General features: G+C 67.8%; 23 protein-coding genes. 14 read left to right on the plus strand and 9 right to left on the minus strand.

Annotated elements, in window-relative coordinates; genetic code table 11:
* Positions 1-88 precede the first annotated feature (88 nt).
* Positions 89-943, plus strand: coding sequence for an AraC family transcriptional regulator (locus KEG57_RS42080; protein WP_272459551.1), 855 nt, complete (start codon positions 89-91; stop codon positions 941-943).
* Positions 944-1100: 157 nt separating this feature from the next.
* On the opposite strand, the gene KEG57_RS42085 is transcribed toward KEG57_RS42080, so the two are convergent.
* Positions 1101-1841 (minus strand): SDR family oxidoreductase, encoded by a 741-nt coding sequence (locus KEG57_RS42085; RefSeq protein ID WP_272422230.1) that lies wholly within the window; start codon positions 1839-1841, stop codon positions 1101-1103.
* Positions 1842-1949: 108 nt separating this feature from the next.
* Between KEG57_RS42085 and KEG57_RS42090 the strand changes: the two genes are divergently transcribed.
* On the plus strand, positions 1950-2846 hold the full coding sequence (locus KEG57_RS42090; RefSeq protein ID WP_272422231.1) for an AraC family transcriptional regulator: 897 nt from the start codon (positions 1950-1952) through the stop codon (positions 2844-2846).
* Between the two features lie 202 nt (positions 2847-3048).
* Positions 3049-3840 carry a phytanoyl-CoA dioxygenase family protein gene (locus KEG57_RS42095; RefSeq protein ID WP_272422233.1) on the plus strand — a complete coding sequence of 264 codons (792 nt, stop codon included), beginning with the start codon at positions 3049-3051 and terminating at the stop codon, positions 3838-3840.
* A gap of 45 nt (positions 3841-3885) precedes the next feature.
* On the opposite strand, the gene KEG57_RS42100 is transcribed toward KEG57_RS42095, so the two are convergent.
* Together KEG57_RS42100 and KEG57_RS42105 are read right to left on the minus strand one after the other, a co-directional pair.
* Positions 3886-4806: an oxygenase MpaB family protein gene (locus tag KEG57_RS42100; RefSeq protein WP_272422234.1), complete on the minus strand. Its 921-nt coding sequence runs from the start codon at positions 4804-4806 to the stop codon at positions 3886-3888.
* Positions 4803-5519: a TetR/AcrR family transcriptional regulator gene (locus KEG57_RS42105; protein ID WP_272422235.1), complete on the minus strand. Its 717-nt coding sequence runs from the start codon at positions 5517-5519 to the stop codon at positions 4803-4805. Before KEG57_RS42105 ends, KEG57_RS42100 begins: the two co-directional genes overlap by 4 nt.
* A 122-nt stretch (positions 5520-5641) precedes the next feature.
* Between KEG57_RS42105 and KEG57_RS55930 the strand changes: the two genes are divergently transcribed.
* The 4 genes from KEG57_RS55930 (at position 5642) to KEG57_RS42125 (ending at position 9777) form a co-directional block, all read left to right on the plus strand.
* On the plus strand, positions 5642-6673 hold the full coding sequence (locus tag KEG57_RS55930; RefSeq protein ID WP_272459552.1) for a pyridoxamine 5'-phosphate oxidase family protein: 1032 nt from the start codon (positions 5642-5644) through the stop codon (positions 6671-6673).
* A 76-nt stretch (positions 6674-6749) separates the two neighbouring features.
* The gene (locus tag KEG57_RS42115; RefSeq protein ID WP_272422237.1) at positions 6750-7217 is read left to right on the plus strand and encodes a MarR family winged helix-turn-helix transcriptional regulator; all 468 of its coding nucleotides are present in this window, start codon (positions 6750-6752) and stop codon (positions 7215-7217) included.
* Positions 7218-7240: 23 nt separating this feature from the next.
* Positions 7241-8416, plus strand: a complete 1176-nt coding sequence (locus KEG57_RS42120; RefSeq protein WP_272422238.1) for an alpha/beta fold hydrolase — start codon at positions 7241-7243, stop codon at positions 8414-8416.
* Positions 8413-9777: an MFS transporter gene (locus tag KEG57_RS42125; RefSeq protein WP_272422239.1), complete on the plus strand. Its 1365-nt coding sequence runs from the start codon at positions 8413-8415 to the stop codon at positions 9775-9777. The genes KEG57_RS42120 and KEG57_RS42125 overlap by 4 nt, the downstream gene beginning before the upstream one ends.
* Before the next feature lie 62 nt (positions 9778-9839).
* Here KEG57_RS42125 and KEG57_RS42130 read toward each other — a convergent pair whose 3' ends face one another.
* The 3 genes from KEG57_RS42130 to KEG57_RS42140 all read right to left on the minus strand — a co-directional run bounded on the left by KEG57_RS42130 (position 9840) and on the right by KEG57_RS42140 (position 13205).
* The gene (locus tag KEG57_RS42130; protein ID WP_272422240.1) at positions 9840-10199 is read right to left on the minus strand and encodes a GFA family protein; all 360 of its coding nucleotides are present in this window, start codon (positions 10197-10199) and stop codon (positions 9840-9842) included.
* Between the two features lie 119 nt (positions 10200-10318).
* Positions 10319-12013 (minus strand): sensor histidine kinase, encoded by a 1695-nt coding sequence (locus KEG57_RS42135; protein ID WP_272422241.1) that lies wholly within the window; start codon positions 12011-12013, stop codon positions 10319-10321.
* A 19-nt stretch (positions 12014-12032) separates the two neighbouring features.
* Positions 12033-13205 (minus strand): glutathione-independent formaldehyde dehydrogenase, encoded by a 1173-nt coding sequence (locus KEG57_RS42140; protein WP_272422242.1) that lies wholly within the window; start codon positions 13203-13205, stop codon positions 12033-12035.
* A gap of 206 nt (positions 13206-13411) precedes the next feature.
* Between KEG57_RS42140 and KEG57_RS42145 the strand changes: the two genes are divergently transcribed.
* The 6 genes from KEG57_RS42145 (at position 13412) to KEG57_RS42170 (ending at position 20786) form a co-directional block, all read left to right on the plus strand.
* Positions 13412-14362: a LysR family transcriptional regulator gene (locus tag KEG57_RS42145; RefSeq protein ID WP_272422243.1), complete on the plus strand. Its 951-nt coding sequence runs from the start codon at positions 13412-13414 to the stop codon at positions 14360-14362.
* A 553-nt stretch (positions 14363-14915) separates the two neighbouring features.
* Positions 14916-16778, plus strand: a complete 1863-nt coding sequence (locus KEG57_RS42150) for an amidohydrolase (protein ID WP_272459553.1) — start codon at positions 14916-14918, stop codon at positions 16776-16778.
* Positions 16779-16792: 14 nt separating this feature from the next.
* A complete protein-coding gene (locus KEG57_RS42155) occupies positions 16793-18442 on the plus strand; it encodes an MFS transporter (protein ID WP_272459554.1) in 1650 nt (549 codons plus the stop codon).
* A complete protein-coding gene (locus tag KEG57_RS42160) occupies positions 18439-18909 on the plus strand; it encodes a DoxX family protein (RefSeq protein WP_272459555.1) in 471 nt (156 codons plus the stop codon). Before KEG57_RS42155 ends, KEG57_RS42160 begins: the two co-directional genes overlap by 4 nt.
* Positions 18909-20339, plus strand: a complete 1431-nt coding sequence (locus tag KEG57_RS42165) for an alginate export family protein (RefSeq protein WP_272422248.1) — start codon at positions 18909-18911, stop codon at positions 20337-20339. The genes KEG57_RS42160 and KEG57_RS42165 overlap by 1 nt, the downstream gene beginning before the upstream one ends.
* Positions 20340-20399: 60 nt before the next feature.
* Positions 20400-20786, plus strand: coding sequence for a VOC family protein (locus KEG57_RS42170; RefSeq protein ID WP_272422249.1), 387 nt, complete (start codon positions 20400-20402; stop codon positions 20784-20786).
* A gap of 13 nt (positions 20787-20799) precedes the next feature.
* Here the strand turns inward: KEG57_RS42170 and KEG57_RS42175 are convergent, their stop codons facing one another.
* The gene (locus tag KEG57_RS42175) at positions 20800-21486 is read right to left on the minus strand and encodes a glutathione S-transferase family protein (protein ID WP_272422250.1); all 687 of its coding nucleotides are present in this window, start codon (positions 21484-21486) and stop codon (positions 20800-20802) included.
* Between the two features lie 24 nt (positions 21487-21510).
* Positions 21511-21996, minus strand: coding sequence for a DoxX family protein (locus KEG57_RS42180; RefSeq protein ID WP_272422251.1), 486 nt, complete (start codon positions 21994-21996; stop codon positions 21511-21513).
* Positions 21997-22127: 131 nt separating this feature from the next.
* On the opposite strand from KEG57_RS42180, the gene KEG57_RS42185 reads away from it, so the two are divergent.
* On the plus strand, positions 22128-23054 hold the full coding sequence (locus KEG57_RS42185; protein WP_272422252.1) for a LysR family transcriptional regulator: 927 nt from the start codon (positions 22128-22130) through the stop codon (positions 23052-23054).
* 1 nt (position 23055) lies between these two features.
* Here the strand turns inward: KEG57_RS42185 and KEG57_RS42190 are convergent, their stop codons facing one another.
* Positions 23056-23721 carry a lysophospholipid acyltransferase family protein gene (locus KEG57_RS42190; protein WP_272422253.1) on the minus strand — a complete coding sequence of 222 codons (666 nt, stop codon included), beginning with the start codon at positions 23719-23721 and terminating at the stop codon, positions 23056-23058.
* Positions 23722-23774 lie beyond the last annotated feature (53 nt).

Below are 23774 nucleotides of genomic sequence, written 5' to 3' on the forward strand. Positions count from 1 at the left end.
CAGAACGGCCATGGCAGCGAAGCGGCGAAGTTCGAAGGCGACACAGATTGTGCATCCGACGGGCTGGACGTTTCGCGGAGACGTCCAGGTGGCGAACGAGCCCCGTGGCGCGGCGGCGTCGCTCGAGTTGCTCGCGAGCCGTTTCGTGCTCGAGGCGAGCGGGCGCTGGAAGACCGGGGTCGCGCGACCGGCGAACGCGATCGGGCTCAGCATGGCGAGCGGCGGGCTCGAGAGCGAGCCTCACGCGCACCGCGAATCGCAGCTCATGTACTTGGTGCGCGGAGAGCTGATCTGCGAAGCGTCGAGCGCCCTCTGGATCGTGCCGCCGCAATCGGCGCTGTGGATCCCCGGGTCCGTGACGCATCGGATCCGCGCGCGCGCGCCGCTCGAGGGCTACGCCGTCTTCGTCGAGCCCGGCGCGGCGCCGAACCTCCCACTGGATTGCTGCGCGGTGTCGGTGACGCCGCTCCTCCGCGAGCTCTTGCTTCGCCTGGCGACGCGTCCCGCGCTCTACGACCTCGAAGGACCGGACGCGCGTCTGGTGAGCGTGCTCCTCGACGAGCTCGCGACGGTCTCGATCGAGAAGCATCGCCTGCCGATGCCGATCGATCCGCGGCTCCGTCGTTTGGTGGATGCGATGACCGCCGATCCGGCGAACGGCGCGACGACGAAGACGTGGGCGAAGCGAATCGGCGTCGGTGAGCGCACCTTGAACCGTCTCCTGGTCGAGGAGACGGGCTTGAGCTTCGGCCGCTGGCGCCAGCAGCTCCACATCATCCTCGCCATCCAGAAGCTTTCCCGCGGCGCGACCGTGCAAAGCGTGGCGCTGGACCTCGGCTACGAGAGCGCGAGCAGCTTCGTGACCATGTTTCGCAAAGCTCTCGGGACGTCGCCCGCGCGGTACATGGCGAGCCGCCTGTCCGCGCTTGCAGACGCTGGCTAGAGCGCCGAACAGTTCGGCGCTCTGCGAGATCGCGGAGCGAGCTCGCCTCGGGGGGTGAATCGGCCGGGCTTTGCCCGGACGAGAGGGGGACGCGAGGCGTCCCCCTCGGGACGAAAGAAGCCTAGAACATCGAGCGGTTGTCAACCCGATCGATGTTCTAGGCCGGAGCCAGCGCCACCGCGTCGGGACCGGCGGGGAAACGGAGCCTTCCGGTCGCGTCGTTCGCGGCACGCCACACCCCCTCGGCCACATCGGACTCGCGGGTCACGGCAGCGAGTTGCCTGAAAGAAGCGAAGATGCGCGCTGCGAAAGGCGCGTACGCCTCGGGGATCAACCCTTCCATGCGGGACCCCCCGTTGCTCGTGAAGCTCGTGTTCGGGCAATAGCCCGGCTCGACCAGCTTCACCCGCACATCGAATGCCTCGAGCTCGAACGCGAGCGACGCGGTGAACCCTTCGATGGCCATCTTGCTCGCCGTGTACACGGCCACCAGCGGCATGGGCGAAAGCGTCGCGCTCGAGGTCACGTTCACGATCACGCCCGACTTGCGCGCGCGGAATTGTGGCAGCACGGCCTGCGTCATTGCCATCACGCCGAAGGTGTTGGTCTCGAACACCTCGCGCGCCGTGCTCATCGGTGTGACCTCGAAGGCGCCCAGGAGCCCGATGCCAGCATTGTTGACGAGCACGTCGATGGGCCCACTCGCCTCGAGCGCGGCCGCGATCTGCTCGGGCTTCGTCACATCGAGCGCGATCACGCGCAGCCGGTCCGATCGGGGTAGAACGTCCTCGCGGGGCGTTCGCATGGTGGCGATGACGTTCCAGCCCTGCGCGTGGAAATGGCGCGCGGTCTCGAGGCCATAGCCGGAAGAGCAACCCGTGATGAGTACCGTTTTCATGTCGGCTCCTTTGCCGCGATGCGCGCGGCGTCCATGGGGAGAATGTAATTGCGGCGAGCCGGACGATCTACCATGGAGAGTCCGAATGTCGTTTGCTAGAGTCCGGACATGAATGACCCTCTCTCGGAAATCATCGCGCTGCTTCAGCCGCAGGCTGTGTTTTCGAAGCGCATCAGCGGCGCTGGTCGCTGGGGTGTTCGCTACGCGGAGTTTGGCCAGCCGAGCTTCTGTGTCGTGCTCGAGGGTCGCTGCCGTCTCGCCGTGGACGGCCAGCCTGCCGTCACGCTCGAGGCAGGCGACTTCGTCCTCCTGCCGGCGACGCCGGGCTTCACCATGTCGGGCTTCGAACCGGTGACGCCGGAGCGCATCGACCCCAAGATGACGCCCGCGCCGACGGATGAAGTCCGCCACGGCACGCGTGGTGGACGGCCCGACGTGCGGCTGCTCGGCGGCTATTTCGTCTTCGACTCGCCGGACGCGGCTCTCCTGGTGTCGCTCTTGCCGGCGCTCTTGCACGTGCGTGGTGTCGAGCGGCTGTTGGTGCTGGTGCGGCTCGTCGGCGAGGAATCGAAAGAGCAGAGAGCGGGGCGCGACCTCGTGCTCACGCGGCTCGTGGAGATCCTGCTCATCGAAGCGTTGCGGTCGACGTCGGGCGACGACGCGCCTCCGGGGCTCTTGCGCGGGCTATCCGATGCGCGGCTCGCGCCGGCGATACGGCAAATGCACGGTCAGCTCGCGCGTTCGTGGACGGTGGCCGAGCTCGCGAAGACGGCGGCGCTCTCTCGCTCGTCGTTCTTTGAGCGTTTCATCCGCACCGTGGGCGTGTCGCCGATGGAATACCTGCTCGCCTGGCGGATGGCCGTCGCGAGGGATCTGCTCCGCCGTCACGACATGGGAATCGCCGAGGTCGCCGAGCGCGTCGGCTACAGCTCGGCGAGCACCTTCAGCACGGCGTTCCGCCGCCACGTGGGCCAGCCGCCGAGTCGTTATGCGCGTGCCGGTTAGAACGTCCCATCCGCCCTTGCGGCGTCGCGGCGCGCTTGCGCCATGCCGAGCGGAGTGGCATCCTCCGCCCCGGATGACGATGCGTTTCGCAGTTTTCCTGCTCGGCTGAGCGTGGCCCAAGGCCCGCGCAATTCGCTGTGCGCGCTTGCCCGCGTGTGGGCAGGCGTGCGCCACGTCTCAGTCCGTTTGCTGGAGAATCGTCATGCCTCATCGCCAGTTCGCGCTCTCGGGAGCGCAGATCGATCAATTCGTCCACGAAGGCTACGTCCGTATCGACGACGCCTTCCCCCGCGACCTCGCCGACGCGTGTCGCGCCATCTTGTGGGCCGCAACGGGCTGTTCGCCCGACGACCCGTCCACCTGGACCAAGCCCGTCATTCGCATCGGCGACCAAGCCCATCCGCCTTTTCGAGCGGCTGTGAACACCACGAAGCTCCTTGCCGCCTTCGATTCGCTGGTCGGGGTCGATCGCTGGTTGCCCCGCGCGAGCCTCGGCACGTTTCCCATTCGCTTCCCATCTCCCGACGAGCCGGGGGACTGCGGATGGCACATCGATGCCAGCTTCGGCTGGGAGAACGAGCCGGACTTTTTCGCGTGGCGCGCCAACGTCGCATCAAAAGGCCGTGCGCTCTTGATGCTTTTTCTCTTCTCGGACGTCGGTGACGACGACGCGCCGACGCGCCTTCGCATCGGCTCGCACGCCGAGATTGCACGTCGCCTCGCGCCGCACGGCGAAGGTGGTCTCACGCTGCGCGAGCTCGTGAGCACGGACTTTCGCGAATCGGCGCACCTGCCCGAGGCGCTCGCCACGGGCCCCGCGGGGACTGTCTACCTCTGCCATCCGTTCCTGGTGCACGCGGGGCAGCCGCATCGCGGCCGCGTTCCACGTTTCCTCGCCCAGCCCCCCTTGCTGCCGCGTGTGCCCTTCGAGCCCACCCGTACCGATGGTAACGACTCGCCAGTCGAGAGAGCCATCCGCCTCGCGCTCGACTGAATTCGCCCGCCCATAGCAGGGCTGCGCGGCCGAGACCGGCACGTTTTACTCTCCGGCGACGGCTTGCGCGGCCCCCTTCTTCGCGAGAATCTCGAGCACTTTGGTGGGGCCGAGGCGGAGCCGGTCGTAGCCCGAGGGGTAGGTGGGGTAGTAGCTGTAAATCTCGGTCTCCCCGAAGTCACGGTGCTCGTAGAGCGAGACGTGGCGCGTGGCGCGGCGATAGACGGCGAGTAGCGCGTGAAGGAAACGAGCGAGGTTAGGGTCGGGCTCGCGAAGACCGAGCGCGGCGCGGAATCCGTCGTCTTCCGTGAGGAGGACGACCACGGACTCGATGTACGGGGCGAGCGCGGGCGGCAAGAGGCTCTGCACGGCGACGAGCAGACCGCGGGCGACCGCCTCGTTCTCGCGCGCGTAGCGTTGCGCGCGACGCTCGTAGTCCTGCCGCCACGCGAAAAACGCCGCGCGGCTCTCCGGGATGTCGCGGATGTGCATGAGCTCGCCGAGCCGGCGGTAGAGGAAGTAGAAGGCATCTTTTTCCTTCTCCGTCATGGCGCGGTGGCCCCATTTCTCGATGAAGAGAATGGGATCGAAGACGAACGTGCTCAGCGTGTAGAGGAAATCGTCGTTCGAGATCCGGTACAGCCCGTGGATGCGGTTCAGGTGCTCGACCATCTCGCGGCTCGCGCGTGATTCGAGGCCGGGTCGGTGGATCTCGTTCAGGATGGCCTTCGTGTCGTCGAGCCGCTTCGGGCCCTCGCGCTCGTACTGCCCGGTCGCGTGGAGCAGCTTGCTGATGCTCGGGATCGTGAACGTCCTCAGCTGCGCGATCTCCATCGCGGCGATGATCTCGAACGGGAAGACGTGGTTCGCGAGCGCGTAGACGATGGCCTCGTAATCGCGCTCGGGATCGAGCCGGGCGATCTCGTCGTCCCAGCGGCGTGTGCGCAGGGGGATGGAGAGCTTCATCGGATGACCTTTCGGGGTTCGAGCATGGCGACGACGGACGCGACGACGACCTCGCGCCGGTGCTCGAGGGAGCCGGGCAGCCCGAGATCGGCGGCGTGCACCGCGTAACTCGTCACAAGGCTCGCGAGGACGACGGCCGCGTCGCTCGGATTCGTGGGCAAGGCGAGCAGGCCCTCGTCCGACCTCCGGCCGAGGTAGCGCTCGACGGCGCGCGTCAAATACGCGCGGACGTTCTCGTCCCAGATGCGCCCGAGCTCGGGCGATTCGAGCGCGCTCGCGTTCATGATGCGCGCTCCGGCCCGATACCTCGTCGCCAGGTCGAACAGCTCGCCGACGACGCCCGCGAGCTCCGTTCGCGCTTCTGCCGTGGTGCGGGGAGCGGACCCGCGGAGCGCGCGCTCGAGGGCTGCCACGCGGCGGCTTTTCTCGAAGAATGCGCGCAGGAAGGACTCGATCTGGCCGGGCTCGGGGTTCGGCACCGGGAGGTTTCCGGGGGGCTCGTAAGGACCTGGCGAGGCGGCGGCGCGCCGCAGCACCTGCTCGAACAGCGCGTCCTTGCCGCGAAAGTAACGGTAGAGCGCCGGTTCGCTGACCCCGACGGCCGCGGCGACCTCCGACAGCCGCGTACGCCGATAGCCGCGCGTCGCGAACAACGCCTCGGCTTCGTCGAGGATGCGGGTGAACGTTCCTTCGGACTCTGCGGAGAGCGGCACGTCTCGGATACTTAGTTAGTCATTCACTAACCGCAAGAAAAATGCGGCGACCCGGCCGGCGGCGAACGCGCTCAGACAAAATGAAGTTGCAAGTCATCATCAACAAGCGCAGGATGAGGTCCGTGGAACTCAAGACGGTCGAAGCGCTGGAGCAGGTCGTCGGCAGCAGGCCGCTCGGGGTGTTGATGAAGTCCATCGACACGCTCGACGTGCACTGCGTGCGGCTCCTCGCGCGCTCGCCGTTTGCCGTGCTGGGCTTCGCGGACACCGATGGCCGAGCGCGCGCGTGGCCGGTGGGAGGCACCCCTGGCTTCGCGCGCTCCATCGAGGGAACGCACCTGCGCTTCACGCTGCCGGAGCCCGCGGCCGTCGATGTTCGCATCGGGTGCTCGCTCCTCTTCTTCGTTCCGGGGCTGGGCGAGACGCTGCGCGTGAATGGCCGGCCCTCGCTCGACGGCGCGGAGCTTTTGGTCACCGTCGAAGAAGCCTTCATGCACTGCGCGAAGTCGATTCTGCGGTCCTCGTTGTGGGAGAAGCCGGTTGAAATCTCGCTTCCGCGGCTCGCCGCTCCCTCGGGGCTGTTGGCCGACGCCGAAGTGCTTTCGTTCCTCTCCCACGTGCCTTTCGTGACGCTGAGCTCGTGGGATGCGAAGGGCGAGGGCGACACGAGCCCCAAAGGCGATCCTCCGGGGTTCCTCAAGGTCGACGCGCAAGGCCGGCTCGCCGTGGCGGATCGGCCGGGCAATCGGCGCACCGACACCTTCCACAACCTGCTCGAACAGCCACGCGTTGCGCTGCTCGCGCTCCGGCCCGGCGATGATCGCGTGGTGGAGCTCTCGGGCCGCGCCTCGCTCACGATCGAGCCGACCTTGCTCTCGTCGATGGCGGTCGAGAACAAGACGCCGAAGCTGTCGATGCTGCTCGACGTCGAATTCGCGCGCCTCGTCCCCAGCACGGCCGTGCGCGACGCGCAGCTCTGGAACACGTCGCGCCACGTGCCCCGCAGCGAGCTGCCGAAGATGGCCGAGATCTGCATCGACCACCTAAAGCAAAACAAGCAGAAGGGCCTCGCGGCGTCCGCGGTGCGCGCGCTCGCCTCGAAGACCGTGGTGGGCTGGGCGCTCGAGCACGACTACGAGAAGAACCGCTACTGACGCTTCGGCGGTGCTCCTGCCGCGCGCGCACGCGCTTGGCTTGACAAGTACGTGCATATGCACCTATAGGAAGGTCATGGCGTCATCGACGCGTGGCCAGTCTTCGGACGCATCTCTCGCCCCGAGCGAGATCCTCTGCAACTGCCTCGCCATTCGCCAGGCGGCTCGCCAGATCACCCAGCTCTACGACGAGGAGCTCGCGGGCACGGGGCTCCGCGCGACCCAGTATGCCGTGCTCTCCCGCCTTTCGCGCATCGCTCCTGCGACGATGCAGGATCTCGCGGAGGCGCTCGTGATGGATCGGACGACGCTCACGCATAACCTGAAGCCCCTCGAACGAGAGGGCCTCGTCGTGATGGGCGTCGCCGAGCACGACCGCCGCGTGCGTCAGCTCCGGCTCACCCCGGCGGGAACGGCGACGTTGAAAGAAGCACGCGTCGCATGGGCGCGCGCGCAGGCCCGATTCGAAGACGCCTACGGCGCGGACGACGCCGCCGAGCTACGAAGGCAGCTCGCTCGGGCCGTCGAAGCCGCGCGCACCTGACGGTTTCCCCAAGGAGGACCTCGATGAATCGTCGGTTCATAAAGGTGCATATGCACCTATCGACATGGGTGATGGTGACCCTGGGCCTCGCCGGCGCCGGGTGCGTGGCCTCTCCGCCGGCCGAAACGCCGGCCCCGTCGCAGGCGAGGGCGCAGCCGACGACGGCCGCCCCTTTCACCTCGGCCAGCGTGATTGCAGCGAACGACGGCACGGCCGTGTTTCACGACGTTCGTTTCGCTGACGGCCGCGTGCTCGACGAGGTCCGCATCCATTACGCGACGGCCGGCACGCCTCGCCGCGACGACCGCGGGCGCATCGTCAACGCCGTCTTGATGCTCCACTGGACGGGATCGAGCGGCGACGTCCTCCAGGGACGCGCCTTCGCGGACGCGCTGTATGCGCCGGGCAAACCGCTCGATCTCTCGCGTCATTACCTCGTCTTCCTCGACGCGCTCGGGCACGGGCGCTCGAGCAAGCCGAGCGACGGCATGCGTGCACGATTCCCCTCGTACGGATACGACGACATCGTCGGCTTGCAGCACCGCACCGTCACCGAGGCGCTGGGCCTCGACCATCTTCACGCGATCGTGGGGTTGTCCATGGGCGGGATGAACGCATGGCAATGGGCCGTGCGTTACCCCGATTTCATGGACGCGATCCTCCCGATCGTCGCGCTGCCGGCGCCTATCTCCGGGCGCAACCTGATCTGGCGGCGCTTCGTGGCCATGCACATCCGAAAGGATCCCACGTGGGAAGGCGGCAACTACACGAGCCCGCCGCGCGGATGGACCGAGGCGTTCCCCGTCTTCCGCATGATGCTCGACGGCGTCCCCCACCTCCACGAGACCGTGCCCGATCGCGACACCGCCGACGCGTTCGTCCGCGACGCCTCCGCGCAAGCCGCTCGTATGGACGCGAACGACATTCTTTACTCGCTCGAAGCATCGCGCGACTACGACCCGAGCCCGGCGCTGGAGCGCATTCGCGCCCGCGTCTTCGCGCTCAACTTCTCCGACGACGAGTTCAATCCCGTCGCGCTCGGCATCCTGGAATCGAGCATGCGGCGCGTTCCTCGCGGGAAATACGTCATTCAGCCAGGCACGAGCGCGTCGTTCGGCCACTTCACGCAAGCGCATCCGGAGCTTTGGGCTCAAAACGTCGGCGCGTTCCTCGCCGAGCTCGAAGGAGTCACGCCGTGACGAACTCCTCCACGAAACATCGACCGGTCGAGACCTTGCTCATCGTCGGGACGGCCAGCGTCCTTTCGTCGCTCGATCTCTTCGTCGTCAACATCGCCTTCTCGTCGATCAAGCAGAGCTTCGCCGACACGACGAACCAGGCCCTCTCGTGGGTCCTCTCCGCGTACTCGATCCTCTTCGCCGCGATGATGATCCCCGCGGGCAGGCTCGCGGATCGGTACGGACGCAAGCGCGTCTTCCGCCTCGGACTCGTGGTCTTCGGCGTCGCGAGCGCGGCTTGTGCCCTTGCGCCGAGCGTCTCGATGCTGATCCTCGCACGCGCCGTCAAGGGAATCGGCGCGGCGATGATGGTCCCGACCAGCCTGGGCCTCGTCCTCGCGGCCTATCCGCGCGAGAAGCACACGCAAATGGTCGGCGTGTGGGCGGCAACCGGCGCGGTCGCGGCTGCGCTCGGCCCGGTCGTCGGCGGCGCGCTCGTTCACCTCGACTGGCGCCTGATTTTCCTCATCAACGTGCCCTTCGTGGCCGTGGCGACGTGGCGGAGCAAAGAGCTCGTCGACACGGCATATGGGGGAGCCGACGTGCCGGACCTCCTCGGTTCGTCCCTGCTCGCGCTCGGCATCGGCGCGATCGTCGCTGCCATCTCGTACGCCCCGGACTGGGGCGCCCTGAGCCCGAGTTTCCTCGTGACGAGCTCCGTCGGCGTCGTCCTGCTCGCCTGGTTCGTCCGGCGCTGCCGAACCTCCGCGTCCCCCGCGCTCGACCTGCGACTCTTTCGTATTCCAACCTTTGCAGTCGCAACGATCGGCATGGGCTGCTTCTACATCGGCTTTGCGATGATGCTCCTCGGAGGAACGTTGTTCCTCACCTCGGTCTGGCAATGGGACACGCTCGTCGCTGGCGCGGGATTCGCGTGGGGCCCGGCGACGGCGGCGGTCACGGCGCTCGTCGCGGGGCGGCTTTCCGTGCCGCCGCGGTACGCGACGATCGTGGGCGGAGGTCTGTTCGTCCTCGCGGCGTTCTGGTGGTACGCGCTGCTCGATCAGGTGCCGACGTGGACGACGCACTTCCTGCCCGCGTCGCTGCTCTTCGGTGCGGCCGCGGGGATCGCGCAGACGGGTTTCCTCGCGGGAGGAACGGCCTCGCTGCCGGCGTCCGAATACGCGACGGGGACGGCCATCCTCAACACGGCGCGGCAGCTCGGCGGTGCCGTCGGCGTCGCGCTCTTCGTCGCGCTGACCGGCACGGCGACCTTGGCGTCCCAGTATGCTCCCGCGTGGCTCGCCATCGCGTGCTTTGGGCTCGTCACCTGCCTGTCGGCCTTCGCGCTCCGAGCGCACCGCGCGGCCGCGCCTGCCTAACACGCGGAGATCACGCCTTCGCCTTCCGAAGGCGAAGGCGGAGCTCATCTGCCCGAGCCTCGTCAGAGGCTCTTCCCGTCGAACTCCTTCACCTTGAACGCGCCGAGGTCCACGTCGTCGAGCGTGCGGACGTTGATCGCGTACATCTCGGTCCCGTCAGGCATCGAGCCGCGGGCGAACGAGCGCACCCCGCAGGTCGGACAGAACAGGTGATGGATGTGTTTCTTGCCGAACTGATAATCGTTGACGATGTCCCCGCCGGAGAGGACCTCGACCGCCGCGGCGGGCACGAAGGCCAGGAACGAGCCCGTCTTCATGCAAATGGTGCAATTGCACGACACCACGTCCTGGATGCCGGTCTTCACCTCGTAACGAACCTTCCCGCAGTGACACCCGCCCGTGTACGTCTTTGCCTCGGTCATGTGCTCGACTCTCCTCGTGCGTCGTCCTGACGCGCGGCGCAGTTTGTCCGAGCGCTCGTCCCGGGCCCACGGCGAAATGCGTCTGCCTGCCGGACGCGTGGGGAAAGGGACGCCCCCGATCACGCCGCGAGCGGCATCGAAAACGAGAACGCGCTCCCCCGGCCCACCTCGCTCTCCACCCAGATGCGGCCGTGGTGCTGCTCGACGATCGCCTTGGACAGGTAGAGGCCGAGCCCCAGGCCGACATAGGAGCCCGTGCGCACGCTCACGCCGGGAACGCGATAGAACCTATCGAAGACGTGAGGGAGGGAGTCTCTCGGGATGCCCGGCCCCCGGTCCTTCACCGTGACGATGGCCTCCGCGCCGGACTGCTCGAGCGAGAGGTCCACGGGCTCCTCCGCCGCGGAGTATTTGTACGCGTTGGCGAGCAGGTTCGTTATCACCTCGGCCGTCCTGTCCTCGTCCGCGAGGACGTGGACGGGCTCCTCCGGCAGGTGGAGCGAGAGCGGCCGACGCGCCACCTGCGACTGCTCGGCCCCAGCGCTCCTGCAGATGGCGCGTAGATCGCAGTGCGTCTCTCGGAGCGCGAGCTTGCCCGCGGCGATCGCCGACACGCTCAGCATCTCGTTCACGAGCCGCGTCATGCGATCGATCGAGCGAGTGAGGCGCTCGAGCCGCTCGGCGAGGCGCGGCTCGAGCGCCTGGAGCTCGCGGTGGACGAGCTGCACGTTGAGCTTCAGGCAGGTGAGCGGCGTGCGCAGCTCATGGGAGGCGATTCCGAGGAACATGTCCTTGAGCCTCGACTCGGCCACGGCCGCCGCGTGGAACTCCGCCGCTCGCCGGCTCTGGATGTCGGCGAGCGCGACGGAGATCTCGCGCGCGACGCGGTGGACGAAGGCGCCATAGTCGTCGTCGAGCGCGCGGGCCGGGCGGAGGCCCACGACCAGCACGCCGGCGCGGCCCGACGGCGAGCCGCCCGTCACGGGGAGGACCGCCGCGTGCGTCGGGCCCGCGAGCGCGTTCATCACGCAGAGCCCGAGGCCCGACACCGGGACGAGCCGCATCTGGTTCTCGCGCGCCACGCACGCCATCTCCCAGGGACACCCGGGCGAGAGCACGATCTCGCGGAGCGCCTCGGGCACCTCGGCCGCGAGCCCCGCGGAGGCGCGCAGCGTGGCCCTCGTGCCGGCCGGATCGAACTCGTAGAGGAACGCGAAGAGGACGTCCTTCAGCGTGTAGGAGAGGGCCTTCGGCATGATCCGGTAGAAGTCGTCCTCCGTCTTCGCCGGGCGGAGCGCCTCGGTGAGCAGGCGGAGCGCGCGCTCGCGCCGCGCGGCGAGCACGGAGCCCGTCGTCTCGATGCCGCACATCAGCGCTCCACACACGGCGCCCTGGTCGTCGCGGATGGGGCTGAATGAAATCGACACGTACACCTCCTCGAGGTCGTTGCCGCGATCGAGGAGAAGCATGAGATCCTTCCCCGTCACCGGCTGCCCGGCGTACCAGACCTGGCGGAGCGCCCACTCGAAGAAATCCCAGCTCTCTGGCCACACCTCGCGCGCAGGCCGCCCCATCGCAGAGGGGTGCTTGTGACCGAGGAGCGCGGAGAACGCGTCGTTGTAAACGACCCGCGCGTGGGCCGGATCGGTCCCGAGGAGCACGCAGAGCGGGATGCCGCTCGGGAGCGCCGTTTCGATGAGCACCCTCACCCGCGGAGGCCAGTCCGAGAGGGGGCCGAGCGGCGTCTTCGACCACTCGAGCCGCGATATGAGTGCCCCAGCCGCGCCGGATCTCGCGATGAGATCGGTCGTCACTTCCCCATTCCCCCTTGCATTACATGTGCGGGTCGAGGACCACCTTCGCGAACCCGTCCTCGCGGCGGCTGAGCTTGGCATACGCCTCGGGCGCGGCGTCGAGCGGCATCCTGTGGGTCACGACCTGGCTCGGGCGGGCCCGGCCGGAGGTGACGAGATCGCGCAGGCGGCTACCATAACGCATCACCGGCGTCTGGCCCGTTCCGAAGGAAATTCCTTTTTCCCAGAGCTTGCCGAACGAGATCTGGAGCTCTCCCTTCTTCGCATGCGGGTTTTTCCCGCCCGGGTCCTCGGGGACGTAGAGGCCAACGATGCCGATGTGGCCGGTCGGATTGACGAGGCGGATCAGGTCCTCGATGATCCGATTCGGCGCCTCGTGGGATGGGTCCGTCCAGTCGACGGCCTGGAATCCGACGGCCTCGATGCCAGACATCACGCCATCCATTTTGGCGGTAGCGATCCCCTGGGCTTTCCGGAGCGCGACAATCTGCTCCACCGGGTCGCCGCGCATGAAGTCGATGGCCGTTGCGCCCATCGCCTCGGCCCGGGCGAGCCGGTCTGGCACGTAGTCGACGACGTAGATCTCGTCCGCTCCACGCAGCGATGACGCGTACGCCGAGAGGAGCCCGACGGGCCCCGCGCCGAAGACGGCCACGCTCATCCCCGGCTCCACGGCGGCCAGATCCGTGGCGAACCAGCCTGTCGGGAACACGTCGGCGAGGAGCACGAAGTCGTTCTCGAAGACGTCCCTCGGCTCGCCGGGCAGCGAGAGGCAGTTGGTGTCGGCAAACGGCACCCGGAGGTGCTCGGCCTGCCCTCCGCGGAAGGGGCCCATTCCCACGTACCCGTACGCGCCGCCGTGCGCGCTCGGGTTGACGTTGAGGCATGCCGCCGTGTACCCGCGCTTGCAGTTGAAGCACGTCCCGCAGGAGATGTTGAAGGGCATCACCACCCGATCGCCCTTTTTCACCCGCTCGACCGCGGAGCCGACTTCCTCCACGACGCCGAGCGGCTCGTGGCCGAGCACGGTCCCTGGCTGCGCGGCGGTGCGGCCTTCGTACATGTGCAGATCACTGCCGCAGATGGCGGCCGAGGTGATCTGCACAATCGCGTCGGTCGGCTCCTCGATGCGCGCATCGGGGACCTCCTCGACCGCGACGTCGAGCCGACCTTTGTAGACGACCGCCCTCACGACATCTCCCTCGCGGCAATGTCGGATCGCCGGATCTCGCGTCAAGCCCAGGCGGGGTCCGCGCGCCAACCTGCGAAAGCGGCTGAGGGGTCCGAGCTGGACGAAGGAACGACGCCGTTTGCGGGAAAACCGCACGTACGGTTTGAACAGGCGTCAGGCTCAACCCAGGTGCGGATGTCTGCGCAAGAAAGAGATAGGATTTCCCCATGCTCGACACGGTGACCCTGGATCAGCTCCGCGTGTTCATCACCGCGGCGGACGAGGGGAGTTTCTCGGCTGCCGCGCGCAAGCTGCGCCGTGTGCAATCGGCCGTCAGCCAGGCGATCGGGAACCTCGAAGCGCAGCTCGGCGTGGCCCTGTGGGATCGCTCGACGAAGCTGCCGACCTTGACCGCCGAGGGGCGCTCCATGCTCACCGCCGCTCGCCGGGTCGTGGGCGAGGCCGATTCGCTGCGCAAGCTCGCGGCGGGAATGGTCACGGGGCTCGAAGCCTCCGTCTCTCTTTGCGTCGACGCTCTTTTCCCGGTCTGTGCGCTCGTCGATCTCTGCCGCGGCCTCGCGTCCGCCTTTCCCTCCGTGGATCTGCGCGTCGATACGCAGCCGACGTCGCTCGTCGCCGCGCGTGTCCTCTCGGGCGCGGCCACGCTCGGCGTGGTGGGCGCGACGGGCATCCCCCCGGGCCTCGAGCGCCAGGTACTCTCGCCCATTCGCATGATTCCGGTCGTCTCTGTCGAGCACCCGCTCGCGCGGCACGAGGGCCGCATTCCCGCATCGCGTTTCGCCGAGCACGTGCAAGTCGTCCTCGCGGCGCCGGAGCAGGGGGATGAGCACTCCGTGCTCTCGTTTCGCACGTTCTGCGTGGCCGATCTCGCCACGAAGCACGCCCTCGTGCGGGCCGGGCTCGGCTGGGGCAACTTGCCCGAGCACGTGGTGCAGGCTGACGTACGGTCGAAGCGCCTCGCGCGAATCCAGCCCGAGCCCTGGGGTGAAGGCGAGCACGTATTTCATCTCTCTGCCATTTACCGACCGGACGCGGCTTTTGGCCCGGTCCATCGCTGGATACTCGCGGAGCTCGCGAAGCTCTGCCCGCGCGACGCAGGCCTCCCGCATCGGCCACGCGAAGCAAAAAGTCGACGCCGGAACCATCGGCCGAGGTGATAGGTCCCATCATTCGAATGCGGATTGCGAAAGGCTCCGCCAGGCCGATAGATTCCCCGCGTGCCTCGGCCGGGCTCGAACTCGGTCGACATCGAGCAGAGGAGGCATCTCATGCAACTGGGCGCGCACCGCGACGTACGACCGTCACGGGTCTCGCCAAGGAGCTCGGAGGCGCGTATGGTCTCGGCATCACGTATGCCAAGATTAGGTTCGGCGGCAGCGCTGCCCCGTAGCGCCGGGGTTTCACCCCGGACCCGACCAGGGGTTATCCACCCCTGGACCCGGACCAGGGCAAGCCCTGGACGCGGGGCGACAGCGCGCGATGCGCGCTGTCGACAGGGAAAACGTTCCCAGCAGGTAGGGCAGCGCTGCTGTCTTGGTTGGCAACGCCGCTCGTGGTCTTGCCACGGGCCCGTCGGAAAAACCGCGCATCGCGTGGTTTTTCCGCCCTCGGTCCAGGCCGTGCCTGGTCCGGGGTGAAGGGGGCGGACAGCCCCCTTCTGGGGTGCGGGGCAACGCCCCGCGCATAGGTCGAGGAAGCGAGGAGGTCGACATGGCAGCGGACTTGATTCTCACGAATGGACGATTCACCACGCTCGACCCGGGCGAACCTGCGCCTGAGGCGGTGGCGATCGAGGGCGGCAAGTTCTCCGCCGTCGGCGGCACGAAAGAGATCCTCGCGCTTGCGGACGAGCGCACCCGTGTCGTCGACCTTCGGGGCCGCCGCGTTGTTCCTGGGCTGATCGACAGCCATTTGCACGTCATTCGCGGCGGGCTCAATTACAACATGGAGCTCCGCTGGGACGGCGTGCGTTCGCTTGCCGATGCCATGCACATGCTCGAGCGGCAGGTCGCGGTGACGCCTGCGCCGCAATGGGTGCGCGTGGTTGGTGGTTTCACGGAGCTTCAGTTCGTCGAGAAGCGCCTCCCGACGCTCGACGAGTTGAACCGCGTCGCGCCCGACACGCCCGTCTTCATCCTGCACCTCTACGATCGCGCCTTGCTCAACCGGGCGGCGCTTCGCGTCTGCGGCTACACGAAGGACACGCCGAACCCGCCGGGCGGTGAGATCCAGCGTGATTCGAATGGCGATCCGACGGGCCTCCTCCTCGCGAAGCCCAATGCGCTCATTCTCTACGCCACGCTGGCGAAGGGGCCGAAGTTGCCCCCCGAATACCAGCTCAATTCGACCCGCCATTTCATGCGCGAGTTGAACCGGCTCGGCGTGACGGGCGTGATCGACGCGGGCGGCGGCTTTCAGAATTACCCCGAGGACTACGAGATCATCCGCAAGCTCGCGGACGACGGCGAGCTCACCTTGCGCATCGCCTACAACCTCTTCACCCAGAACAAGGGCGGCGAGGTCGACGATTTCCGCAAATGGATCGGCATGGTGAGCCCGGGGCAGGGGGACGACTCGTTCCGGCACAACGGCGCCGGCGAGATGCTGGTCTTCTCCGCGGCCGATTTCGAGGATTTCCGCGAGCCGCGGCCCGATCTTTCCGCGTCGATGGAGACCGAGCTCGAGGGCGTCGTGCGTGTGCTCGTCGAGGGCCGCTGGCCGTTCCGCCTGCATGCCACCTACGACGAGACGATTTCCCGCGCGCTCGACGTCTTCGAGAAGGTGAATCGTGACATCCCGTTCGGCGGCCTGCACTGGTTCTTCGACCACGCCGAGACGATTTCGGATCGCAACATCGATCGGGTCGCGGCCCTCGGCGGCGGCATCGCGGTGCAGCACCGGATGGTTTACCAGGGCGAATACTTCGTCGAGCGCTACGGCGCACGTGCGGCCGAACATACGCCGCCCGTGCGAAAGATGCTCGCGGCGGGATTGCCCGTTGGCGCCGGCACGGACGCCACGCGCGTCGCCTCCTACAACCCCTGGGTCTCGCTCGCGTGGCTCGTCACCGGCAAGACGATCGGCGGTTTGTCGCTTTACCCCGAGGACAACCGATTGGACCGAGAAATGGCGCTGCGGCTCTGGACCGAGCGGAATACCTGGTTCTCCTCGGAGGAGGGCAAGAAGGGGCAAATCAAGGTCGGGCAGCTCGCGGATCTCGCCGTGCTTTCCGCCGATTACCTCACCGTGCCCGAGGACGAGATCCAGGACATCGAGTCTGTCCTGACGATCCTCGGCGGCAAGGTGGTCCACGGCGCCGAGGAGCACGCATCGCTCGCGCCGCCCTTGCCGCCCGCCATGCCCGACTGGTCCCCCGTGCGCACGTTCGGCGGCTACCAGCGCCGCACGGCCCCCTCGCAGGGCCGCGGCCAGGCCCTCGGCACCGCCTGTTTCGCCGCGGATCCGTGCGCCGTGCACGGCCATGATCGGGCCCGCGCGCTCCTTTCGCACGTCCCCGCCTCGGATGAGAGCTCATTCTGGGGCGTGCTCGGCTGCTCCTGCTGGGCGTTCTAGCAGGAAAAACCGCAATGATGGCAGGGGCAAGCCAGACCGCCGCGCCCGACGCGTGGGCGCCGCTGCGCCGCGAGGTCTTTCGATCCTTGTGGCTCGGCGCGCTCGCCTCGAACGTCGGGCTCTGGGTCCAGAATGCGGCGGGCAGCTGGGACATGACATCGTTCGGGACGGCGCCGGTCTACGTGGCGCTGCTCCAGACGGCTTCGAGCTTGCCGGTCTTTCTCATCGGTTTGCCCGCGGCGGCCTTCGGCGACATCTTCGATCGCCGAAAGCTTCTTGCGTCCTTCGCCACGTGGATGGCGCTGGTCTCGGTCCTGCTCGCTGCGCTCTCTTTTGCTGGGCTCCTGGGCCCGACCAGCCTGCTCGCGCTCACGTTCGCCCTCGGCCTCGGCGCGGCGCTTTCGGCGCCGCTCTGGCAGGCCGTTCTCCCGTCGCTCGTCGACAAAGCCGAGCTTGCGTCGGCCGTCACCTTGAGCGGCGTCGCCGTCAATGTCGCGCGGGCGCTCGGCCCTGCCATCGGCGGCATTGGCCTCGCCCTCGCGGGCAGCGGGCCCGTTTATTCGTTCAACGCGCTCGCTTTTTTCGTCGTCGTCATCCAGGTCCTCCGCTGGAAACCTCCCGTCACGAAAGCGACCTTGCCGCCCGAGCGTGTCGCGGGCGCCATCGTGGCGGGCCTTCGTTTCGCGCGCCGGGCGCCCGCGCTTCGGGCCGTGCTCGTCCGCGCGGCCGCGTTCATCCTGGCCGGCAGCGCATTGTGGGCGCTCCTCCCCGTCATCGCGCGGCGCGAGCTCCACATGACTCCGCTCCGCTTCGGCATCTTGCTCGGTTGTATCGGAGCGGGCGCGCTCGCCGGAGCCGCCGTCATGCCACGCGCGCGCCAAAAACTCGGCTCCGACGGGCTCGTCGCCATTGCGACGGTCGTGTATGCCGGGTCGATGGCCGTCCTCGCGCACGTCCGGGTCGAGTCGGCACTTTATACGTCCATGCTCGCCACGGGCGTTGCGTGGATCAGCATCATGTCGAGCTTCAACGTCGCCGCGAGCTCGGCGGCTCCGGGCTGGGTGCAATCCCGCGCGCTTGGCCTTTACCTTTTGGTCTTTCAAGGCGGCCTCGGGCTCGGCAGCTTCGCGTGGGGCACGCTCGCCGGGCGCATCGGCAGCGCCGCGACGCTCTCGGCGGCCGCGGCCTGCGTGCTCCTCGGCTTGCTCTCTGCGCTCCGCTGGAAGCTCGGCGCCGCGCGGAAGGACGACGTCGCGAGCTTCGACGCCTGGCCCGAGCCTGTGATCGAGGTCCCGATCGATATCGACGCCGGCCCCGTGCTCGTCGAGCGTCGTTATGTCGTGCGACCGTCGCAGCGCGCCGAATTCCTCTCGCTCGCCCCGGAGCTCGAATCCCTCCGGCGTCGCGACGGCGCCATCGATTGGGCGCTTTATGAGGACCTCGGCGGCAAGGACGGGCTGGTCGAGACGTTCCTCGTCGCCTCGTGGGCCGAGCACCTCCGCCAGCACCGCCGCGCCGTCGCGGCCGACAAGGCGCTCCTCGAACGCATTCGTGCCCTCTCCGAAGACGCAGGCGTCGTGCACCTCGTCGACGCGCGCTCGGCGGCCGCCGCCCGCGCGCGGGGCCTCGAAATCGCGGACCGTGCGCACAGGGAGGAACCGTGACAAACCCCGAACATCGCATCAGCCACCTCCTCGATCGCTCCCGTGACGCCGGCCTGCTCGTGCTTCGCGTGGGCGCGGCCCTCCTCATCTGGGCCTTTCACATGCGCCCGAAGCTCGCTCATTTCGATGAGGAGCTCCGCTCGTTTCCCGATCCAATCGGGATCGGGCACGCGCCGAGCTTCCTCCTCGCGCTCGTCTCGGAGGGGCTTTGCAGCGTTCTCTGCGCGCTCGGCCTTTTGACACGCCTTTCTGCCTTGCCGATCGTGTTCACGATGGCGATGGTCCTCCTCCTCGCCGTGCGCGGCTTCGAGGGCGCCGATGTGCAGGCGGCGCTCCTTTATGCATTGCCATACCTGACGCTCGCGCTCGTCGGACCGGGCCGCCATTCCATCGATCACTTGCTCCGGCACCGGTACGAGGCGCTCCTTCGCCGATACCTCCACCGCGCTCCTTCACAGGGCGCCTGATGCGACCTGCTCGAACCTCGGCGCTCGTCCTCGCGACGGGCGTGTTCTTCGGCCTCGCGACCACGCCGATCTCCGCGCCGCGCGCGCAGGACGTCCACGGTGGCGAGCGAACGGCGGCGCCGGCCCCGCGTTATCAATCCCTGCGATACCTGGAGGATTACAGCTACCTCGCGCACACGCGCGGCGACGACCCCTTCGACCGCCTCAAATACGTGCCGCTCTGGCCCGGCGGCCACCTCTCCATCGGCGGCCAGCATCGATTGCGGTACGAGTATCTCGCGCCCGTCGATCTCGCGCCGGCCTCTGCCGAGCCGCGGGAGAGCGTCCTCTTCGTCCGCAACCTCCTGCACGCCGATCTCGTGTTTCACCGGCAGATCCGACTCTTCGCGCAGATCGGATCGTTCGAGGCGCTCGGCGCCCCCGCGCGCGACGAGCCGCCCGGCGCGAACCTCCTCGATGCGCCGCAGTTCTTCCTCGAGATTCGCGGTAAGGCCCGCGGCGTCGGAATCGTCGCGCGCGCGGGGCGCCAGGAGATGTCGCTCGGATCCACGCGCTGGGTGAGTGCGAGGGACGGGACGAACGTCCGGCAATCGTTCGACCTCGCGCGTATCTCCCTCTCGGGACGTACGTGGAAAAACGACACCTTCTTTGGCACCGTCCCGGCCCTCGAGCGCGGCGTCTTCGATGACGCGCCCAGCTTCCAGAGCAAGTTCTGGGGCACCTATTTCACGCTCGCCGTGGCCCCCGGGAAAGCCGCGAGCCTCGACGCGTTTTACCTCGGCCGGGACCGGCCCGACGTCACCTATCGCGAAATCAGCGGCCGCGAAGTGCGCCACACGCTCGGCGTCCGCGCGTTCGGCGAACTGGCTTCGGGGTTCGAGTACATCGTGCACGGGCTCTTCCAGGGCGGCACCGTCGGCGACGCGTCGATCCTCGCCTGGGGATTCGCGGGAGGCCTCTGGCAGCGCCTCCCCGGGGCCTTTTCGCCGCTCCGGATCGGCGTCCGATGGGACGCCCTGAGCGGCGATTCGCGCGCCGGCGACGGCACCGTCTCGACGTTTCACCCGCTCTTCCCGAACCAGACGTTTTTCAGCGCGCTGCCCGCGATTTATCCGACGAACCTTTACGAGGTGCACCCGCTCATGCAATTCGAAAGGGGCACCGTGAGCGCCGAGGCCGGCTGCACGTTTTTCTGGCGCCAGGCCGTCGAAGACGCCGTCTACCAGCCGCCCGGCGCTCCGTTCATCCGCGCGACCGAGTCGCGGGCTCCGTTCACCGCCGCCCAGATGTCCCTCTCGCTCGGCTACCGCGCGACGCGGCACCTGTCCTTCAATGCGGAGTATTCGCACGTGTTCGCGGGCCCGGCGTACGTCGAGGCCGGCGGCACGGACGTCGACTTTTTCGGTACGTGGACCACGTTCACCTATTGAAACGCCGAGCGACGCTCCGCGCTTGAGTCCGGCGCCCGCTCCGTGCTACAAGCCGCCGGCATGAAGCTCGGATATGTCATTCTCTATGTGCAGGACGTCGAGCGGGCCGTCGCCTTTTACGAGCGTGCCTTCGGGCTCGCGCGCCGGTTCGTCCACGAATCCAAGCAATATGCGGAGATGGAGACGGGCGCGACCGCGCTCGCCTTCGCGAGCGAATCCCTCGCCGGATCCCACGGCTTTTCGTTCCGCGCGAGCCGGCCGACCGAACCTGCGGCCGCGGTCGAGATCGCGCTCACCACGCCCGACGTCCCCGCGGCCTTCGCGGTCGCCGTCGGCGCGGGCGCCGCGGCCATGAGCGCGCCCGAGACGAAGCCGTGGGGACAAACCGTTGCTTATGTGCGGGATCTCGACGGCTTTCTCGTCGAGTTGTGCACCCCGATGGGGTGACGGGCGGCGTGGTTCAGGCGCCTTCGGGCGCCTGACGAAGCAGGTAGGCGTCGTGCGACGCGAGGAACGCGCGCAGTTTGTCCGGGTAATTCGCCGGCACCGCATTCTTCACGCTCGGCCGCTCCGCGAGCGCGGCTTTCCAGGCCCGCACGCGGGGCGCCTTCTCGAACACGCGCGTGTCCTTGATCGCGTCGATGACCTCGAAGTACCGGAACGCCGAGGCGATGACGGCGTCGAGCATGCTGAACGTGCGCCCGTGGAAATACGGCCCGTCCGAGACCGCGCCTTCGAGGATCTCCACCTTCGACACGATCGCCTTGCGCTTGGCCTCGAACACCTCGGCATCCTTCGTCGTTTCGAGCGCCCAGATGTCCCCGAGCAGGCCCGAGGCGAGATCGAACCACGCGCGGTCACGGGCGCGCTCGATCGGATCCTCCGGGTGCAATTTCGGCCCCGAAAGCGTCTCCTCCAGGTACTCGCAAATTGCGAGGCTCTCGAAGAGCACGGCCTCTTTTCCGTTTTCGTCGCGCACGCGGAGCAAAGGCACCCTGCCGAGCGGCGAGATCGCGAGGAACCAGTCTGGTTTTTTCGAGAGATCGATGTCGACCCGATCGAATGCGACCCCCTTTTCGGCGAGCACGATGGCGGCGCGCTGCACGTAGGGGCAAAGCTCGTGGCTGATGAGGGTGAGGTGGGTCATGACGTGCTCTTTCGTCTTGGCGGGTTAGCCGTGGGCGAGAGCCTTGGACAGCCGCGGCGCGGGCGCAAGCTTTTCCACGAGCCACGTATCGAGCGCGTACTTGCCGCCGCCGAAGACCATCACGGGCACGCTCAGCGCGAGCGCGAGCAGGTGATACTCGAAGCCCTCGCCTTGCTGCGCGCCGAACCAGTTCATGAAGAACCCGTGCTGCGCATGCGAGGTCACGATCGCGCCCAGCATGATCGAGGTGATCCCGAACGCGGCGGCGCGCGAGAATGCGCCGAACGCGAGCAGGACCGCGCCCGCCGATTCGCCCAGGATGACGAGGAAGGCGAGCGGCGCGGGCAGGTGCATGGTGTTCGTGAAAAACCCCATCGTGCCCGAGAATCCATGTCCGCCGAACCAGCCGAAGAGCTTCTGCGCGCCGTGGGGGAACACCACGAGGGCGAGGACGAGGCGTTGCACGAAGAGGGCGAGGTTCTGCTCCTGGGTCTCGAGAAGTCGCTTCATGACGATCTCCTTTGCCCCTCTTCTTTAACGCGCCCGGCGGATCTCGATTAGGTGGGGCCTGGAGCAAGGACTGTTCTCCTCCGGGCAACAATCCCGCACCCCGCGACGCGCCTACCTGCTATCGTGCCGGCATGTCGTTCGATCTCGAGTCCCTCGCTTCCATGGCCCTCTTCGCGCGTGTCGTGCAGGCGCGTTCCTTCACGGCGGCCGCGGCGCAGTCCGGCATCGCGAAGTCCGCCGTGAGCCGGCGCATCGCGGGCCTCGAACAGCGCCTCGGCGTCGAGCTCCTGCGCCGCTCCACGCGCAAGCTCGCCCTCACGGACGAGGGCCTGCGCTTCTACGAGCATTGCAAGAAGATCCTCGAAGCCGCGAGCGCCGCCGAGGACGCCGTCTCCGCCGCGAGCGAAGTGATCCGCGGCCGCATCCGCATCAGCGCGCCGGTGACATTCTCGCGAATGTACCTCGTCCAGGCGCTCGCCGCGTTCCTCCGCGAGCACCCCGAGGTCGAGATCGATCTCGTGCTCGACGATCGATTCGTCGACGTCATCGAGGGCGGCTTCGATTTGATCCTGCGCATCGGCCGGCTCAAGGACGCGAGCTTCGTCGCTCGCCGTATCGCCACCGATCGAATCGTCGTCGTCGCCGCGCCCTCCTACCTCGAACGCGCGGGCATTCCGCAGACGCCCGAGGACCTCGTGAACCACAATTGCCTGCGTTATACGCTCGTCCCGGCGAGCGGCGAATGGCGATTCCGCGGCGAGGCCATCCCCGTGCACGGAAACCTCGACGTGAACGACGGCGCCACCCTCGTTCAGGCGGCGATCGCCGGCCTCGGCCTCACGGTCGTTCCGATGTTCATGGTGGCGTCCGAGGTCGCCGCGGGCCGGCTCGTTCTCGTGCTCGAGGAGCATCGTCGGGGGGAGATCGGCATTCATGCGGTCACGGCCCAGGGCAAGGGGCTACCTCGACGAACCCGCGCGCTGCTCGATTTCTTGAGCAAATGGTTCGAGGACCGGTGCTGGGAGGCCCTCCGCGACAGGGCCTCCCAGCCGTGTTAGATCAGGCTCGACCGAGCGCTTCGCTCAGCGCAGCCTCGGCCTTCGCAAACGTCATTTCGGTGACGTGGATGGGCGGCCCGTAACGCACGCGAATCGTGGCCGACGGCACGGGCAAGCACATGTGATCCCAGCGGGGGAGCCAGAGCGCGCGGTCGCACTCGACATGCATCGGGAGCAGGGGGACGCGCGCCGCGACCGCCATCTGGAACGCGCCACGTTTGGGGCGATGAAGCGGGCCACGCGGACCGTCCACGGCAACCATGGTGCTGTACCCCTGCTTGAGGCACTCGATGACGCGGTCGAGCCCCTGGGCGCCGCCGTGGCCCGCTGAGGCCATCACCGCGCGCCACCCGAGCTTCTGCCCGAGGACGTCCCAGATCGCATTGGGCCACCACGGGTGGACCAGCGCGCCAAAGCGCCGATCCCTCTGCGTGTGGAGGATCGTGAGGAAACCCGGCACGCCCCACGTGTGCCAGAAACAGCAAATGGAGCTCGGCAACTCCTGGAGGATCTCTCGGCCCTCGACCTCGATACGACACGTCTCCAGCAGGACCTGCAGGTACCCGTGGAGCGCCGCGCTCCCGACCCGGGCATACCCACGGAGCAAGGGGCGGAGGTGGGGCGGCACGCTATCGACCGTGTAGATCGTCGAAGGTTTTCGAGGCATGCGTGAACACGAGCATCCACCGCTCGGGCCTCGAAATGCAAGGGCCCCGCACC

The sequence above is a fragment of the Polyangium jinanense genome, from assembly GCF_028435365.1.

What these genes read in the sequence shown, in the direction of transcription:
- KEG57_RS42175 (WP_272422250.1), bottom strand. Translation starts at nt 21,486, where the DNA reads ATGACCCACCTCACCCTCATCAGCCACGAGCTTTGCCCCTACGTGCAG.
- KEG57_RS42120 (WP_272422238.1), top strand. Translation starts at nt 7,241, where the DNA reads ATGAATCGTCGGTTCATAAAGGTGCATATGCACCTATCGACATGGGTG.
- KEG57_RS42155 (WP_272459554.1), top strand. Translation starts at nt 16,793, where the DNA reads ATGATGGCAGGGGCAAGCCAGACCGCCGCGCCCGACGCGTGGGCGCCG.
- KEG57_RS42180 (WP_272422251.1), bottom strand. Translation starts at nt 21,996, where the DNA reads ATGAAGCGACTTCTCGAGACCCAGGAGCAGAACCTCGCCCTCTTCGTG.
- KEG57_RS42165 (WP_272422248.1), top strand. Translation starts at nt 18,909, where the DNA reads ATGCGACCTGCTCGAACCTCGGCGCTCGTCCTCGCGACGGGCGTGTTC.
- KEG57_RS42090 (WP_272422231.1), top strand. Translation starts at nt 1,950, where the DNA reads ATGAATGACCCTCTCTCGGAAATCATCGCGCTGCTTCAGCCGCAGGCT.
- KEG57_RS42185 (WP_272422252.1), top strand. Translation starts at nt 22,128, where the DNA reads ATGTCGTTCGATCTCGAGTCCCTCGCTTCCATGGCCCTCTTCGCGCGT.
- KEG57_RS42115 (WP_272422237.1), top strand. Translation starts at nt 6,750, where the DNA reads ATGGCGTCATCGACGCGTGGCCAGTCTTCGGACGCATCTCTCGCCCCG.
- KEG57_RS42100 (WP_272422234.1), bottom strand. Translation starts at nt 4,806, where the DNA reads ATGAAGCTCTCCATCCCCCTGCGCACACGCCGCTGGGACGACGAGATC.
- KEG57_RS42130 (WP_272422240.1), bottom strand. Translation starts at nt 10,199, where the DNA reads ATGACCGAGGCAAAGACGTACACGGGCGGGTGTCACTGCGGGAAGGTT.
- KEG57_RS42085 (WP_272422230.1), bottom strand. Translation starts at nt 1,841, where the DNA reads ATGAAAACGGTACTCATCACGGGTTGCTCTTCCGGCTATGGCCTCGAG.
- KEG57_RS42190 (WP_272422253.1), bottom strand. Translation starts at nt 23,721, where the DNA reads ATGCCTCGAAAACCTTCGACGATCTACACGGTCGATAGCGTGCCGCCC.
- KEG57_RS42150 (WP_272459553.1), top strand. Translation starts at nt 14,916, where the DNA reads ATGGCAGCGGACTTGATTCTCACGAATGGACGATTCACCACGCTCGAC.
- KEG57_RS42145 (WP_272422243.1), top strand. Translation starts at nt 13,412, where the DNA reads ATGCTCGACACGGTGACCCTGGATCAGCTCCGCGTGTTCATCACCGCG.
- KEG57_RS42095 (WP_272422233.1), top strand. Translation starts at nt 3,049, where the DNA reads ATGCCTCATCGCCAGTTCGCGCTCTCGGGAGCGCAGATCGATCAATTC.
- KEG57_RS42170 (WP_272422249.1), top strand. Translation starts at nt 20,400, where the DNA reads ATGAAGCTCGGATATGTCATTCTCTATGTGCAGGACGTCGAGCGGGCC.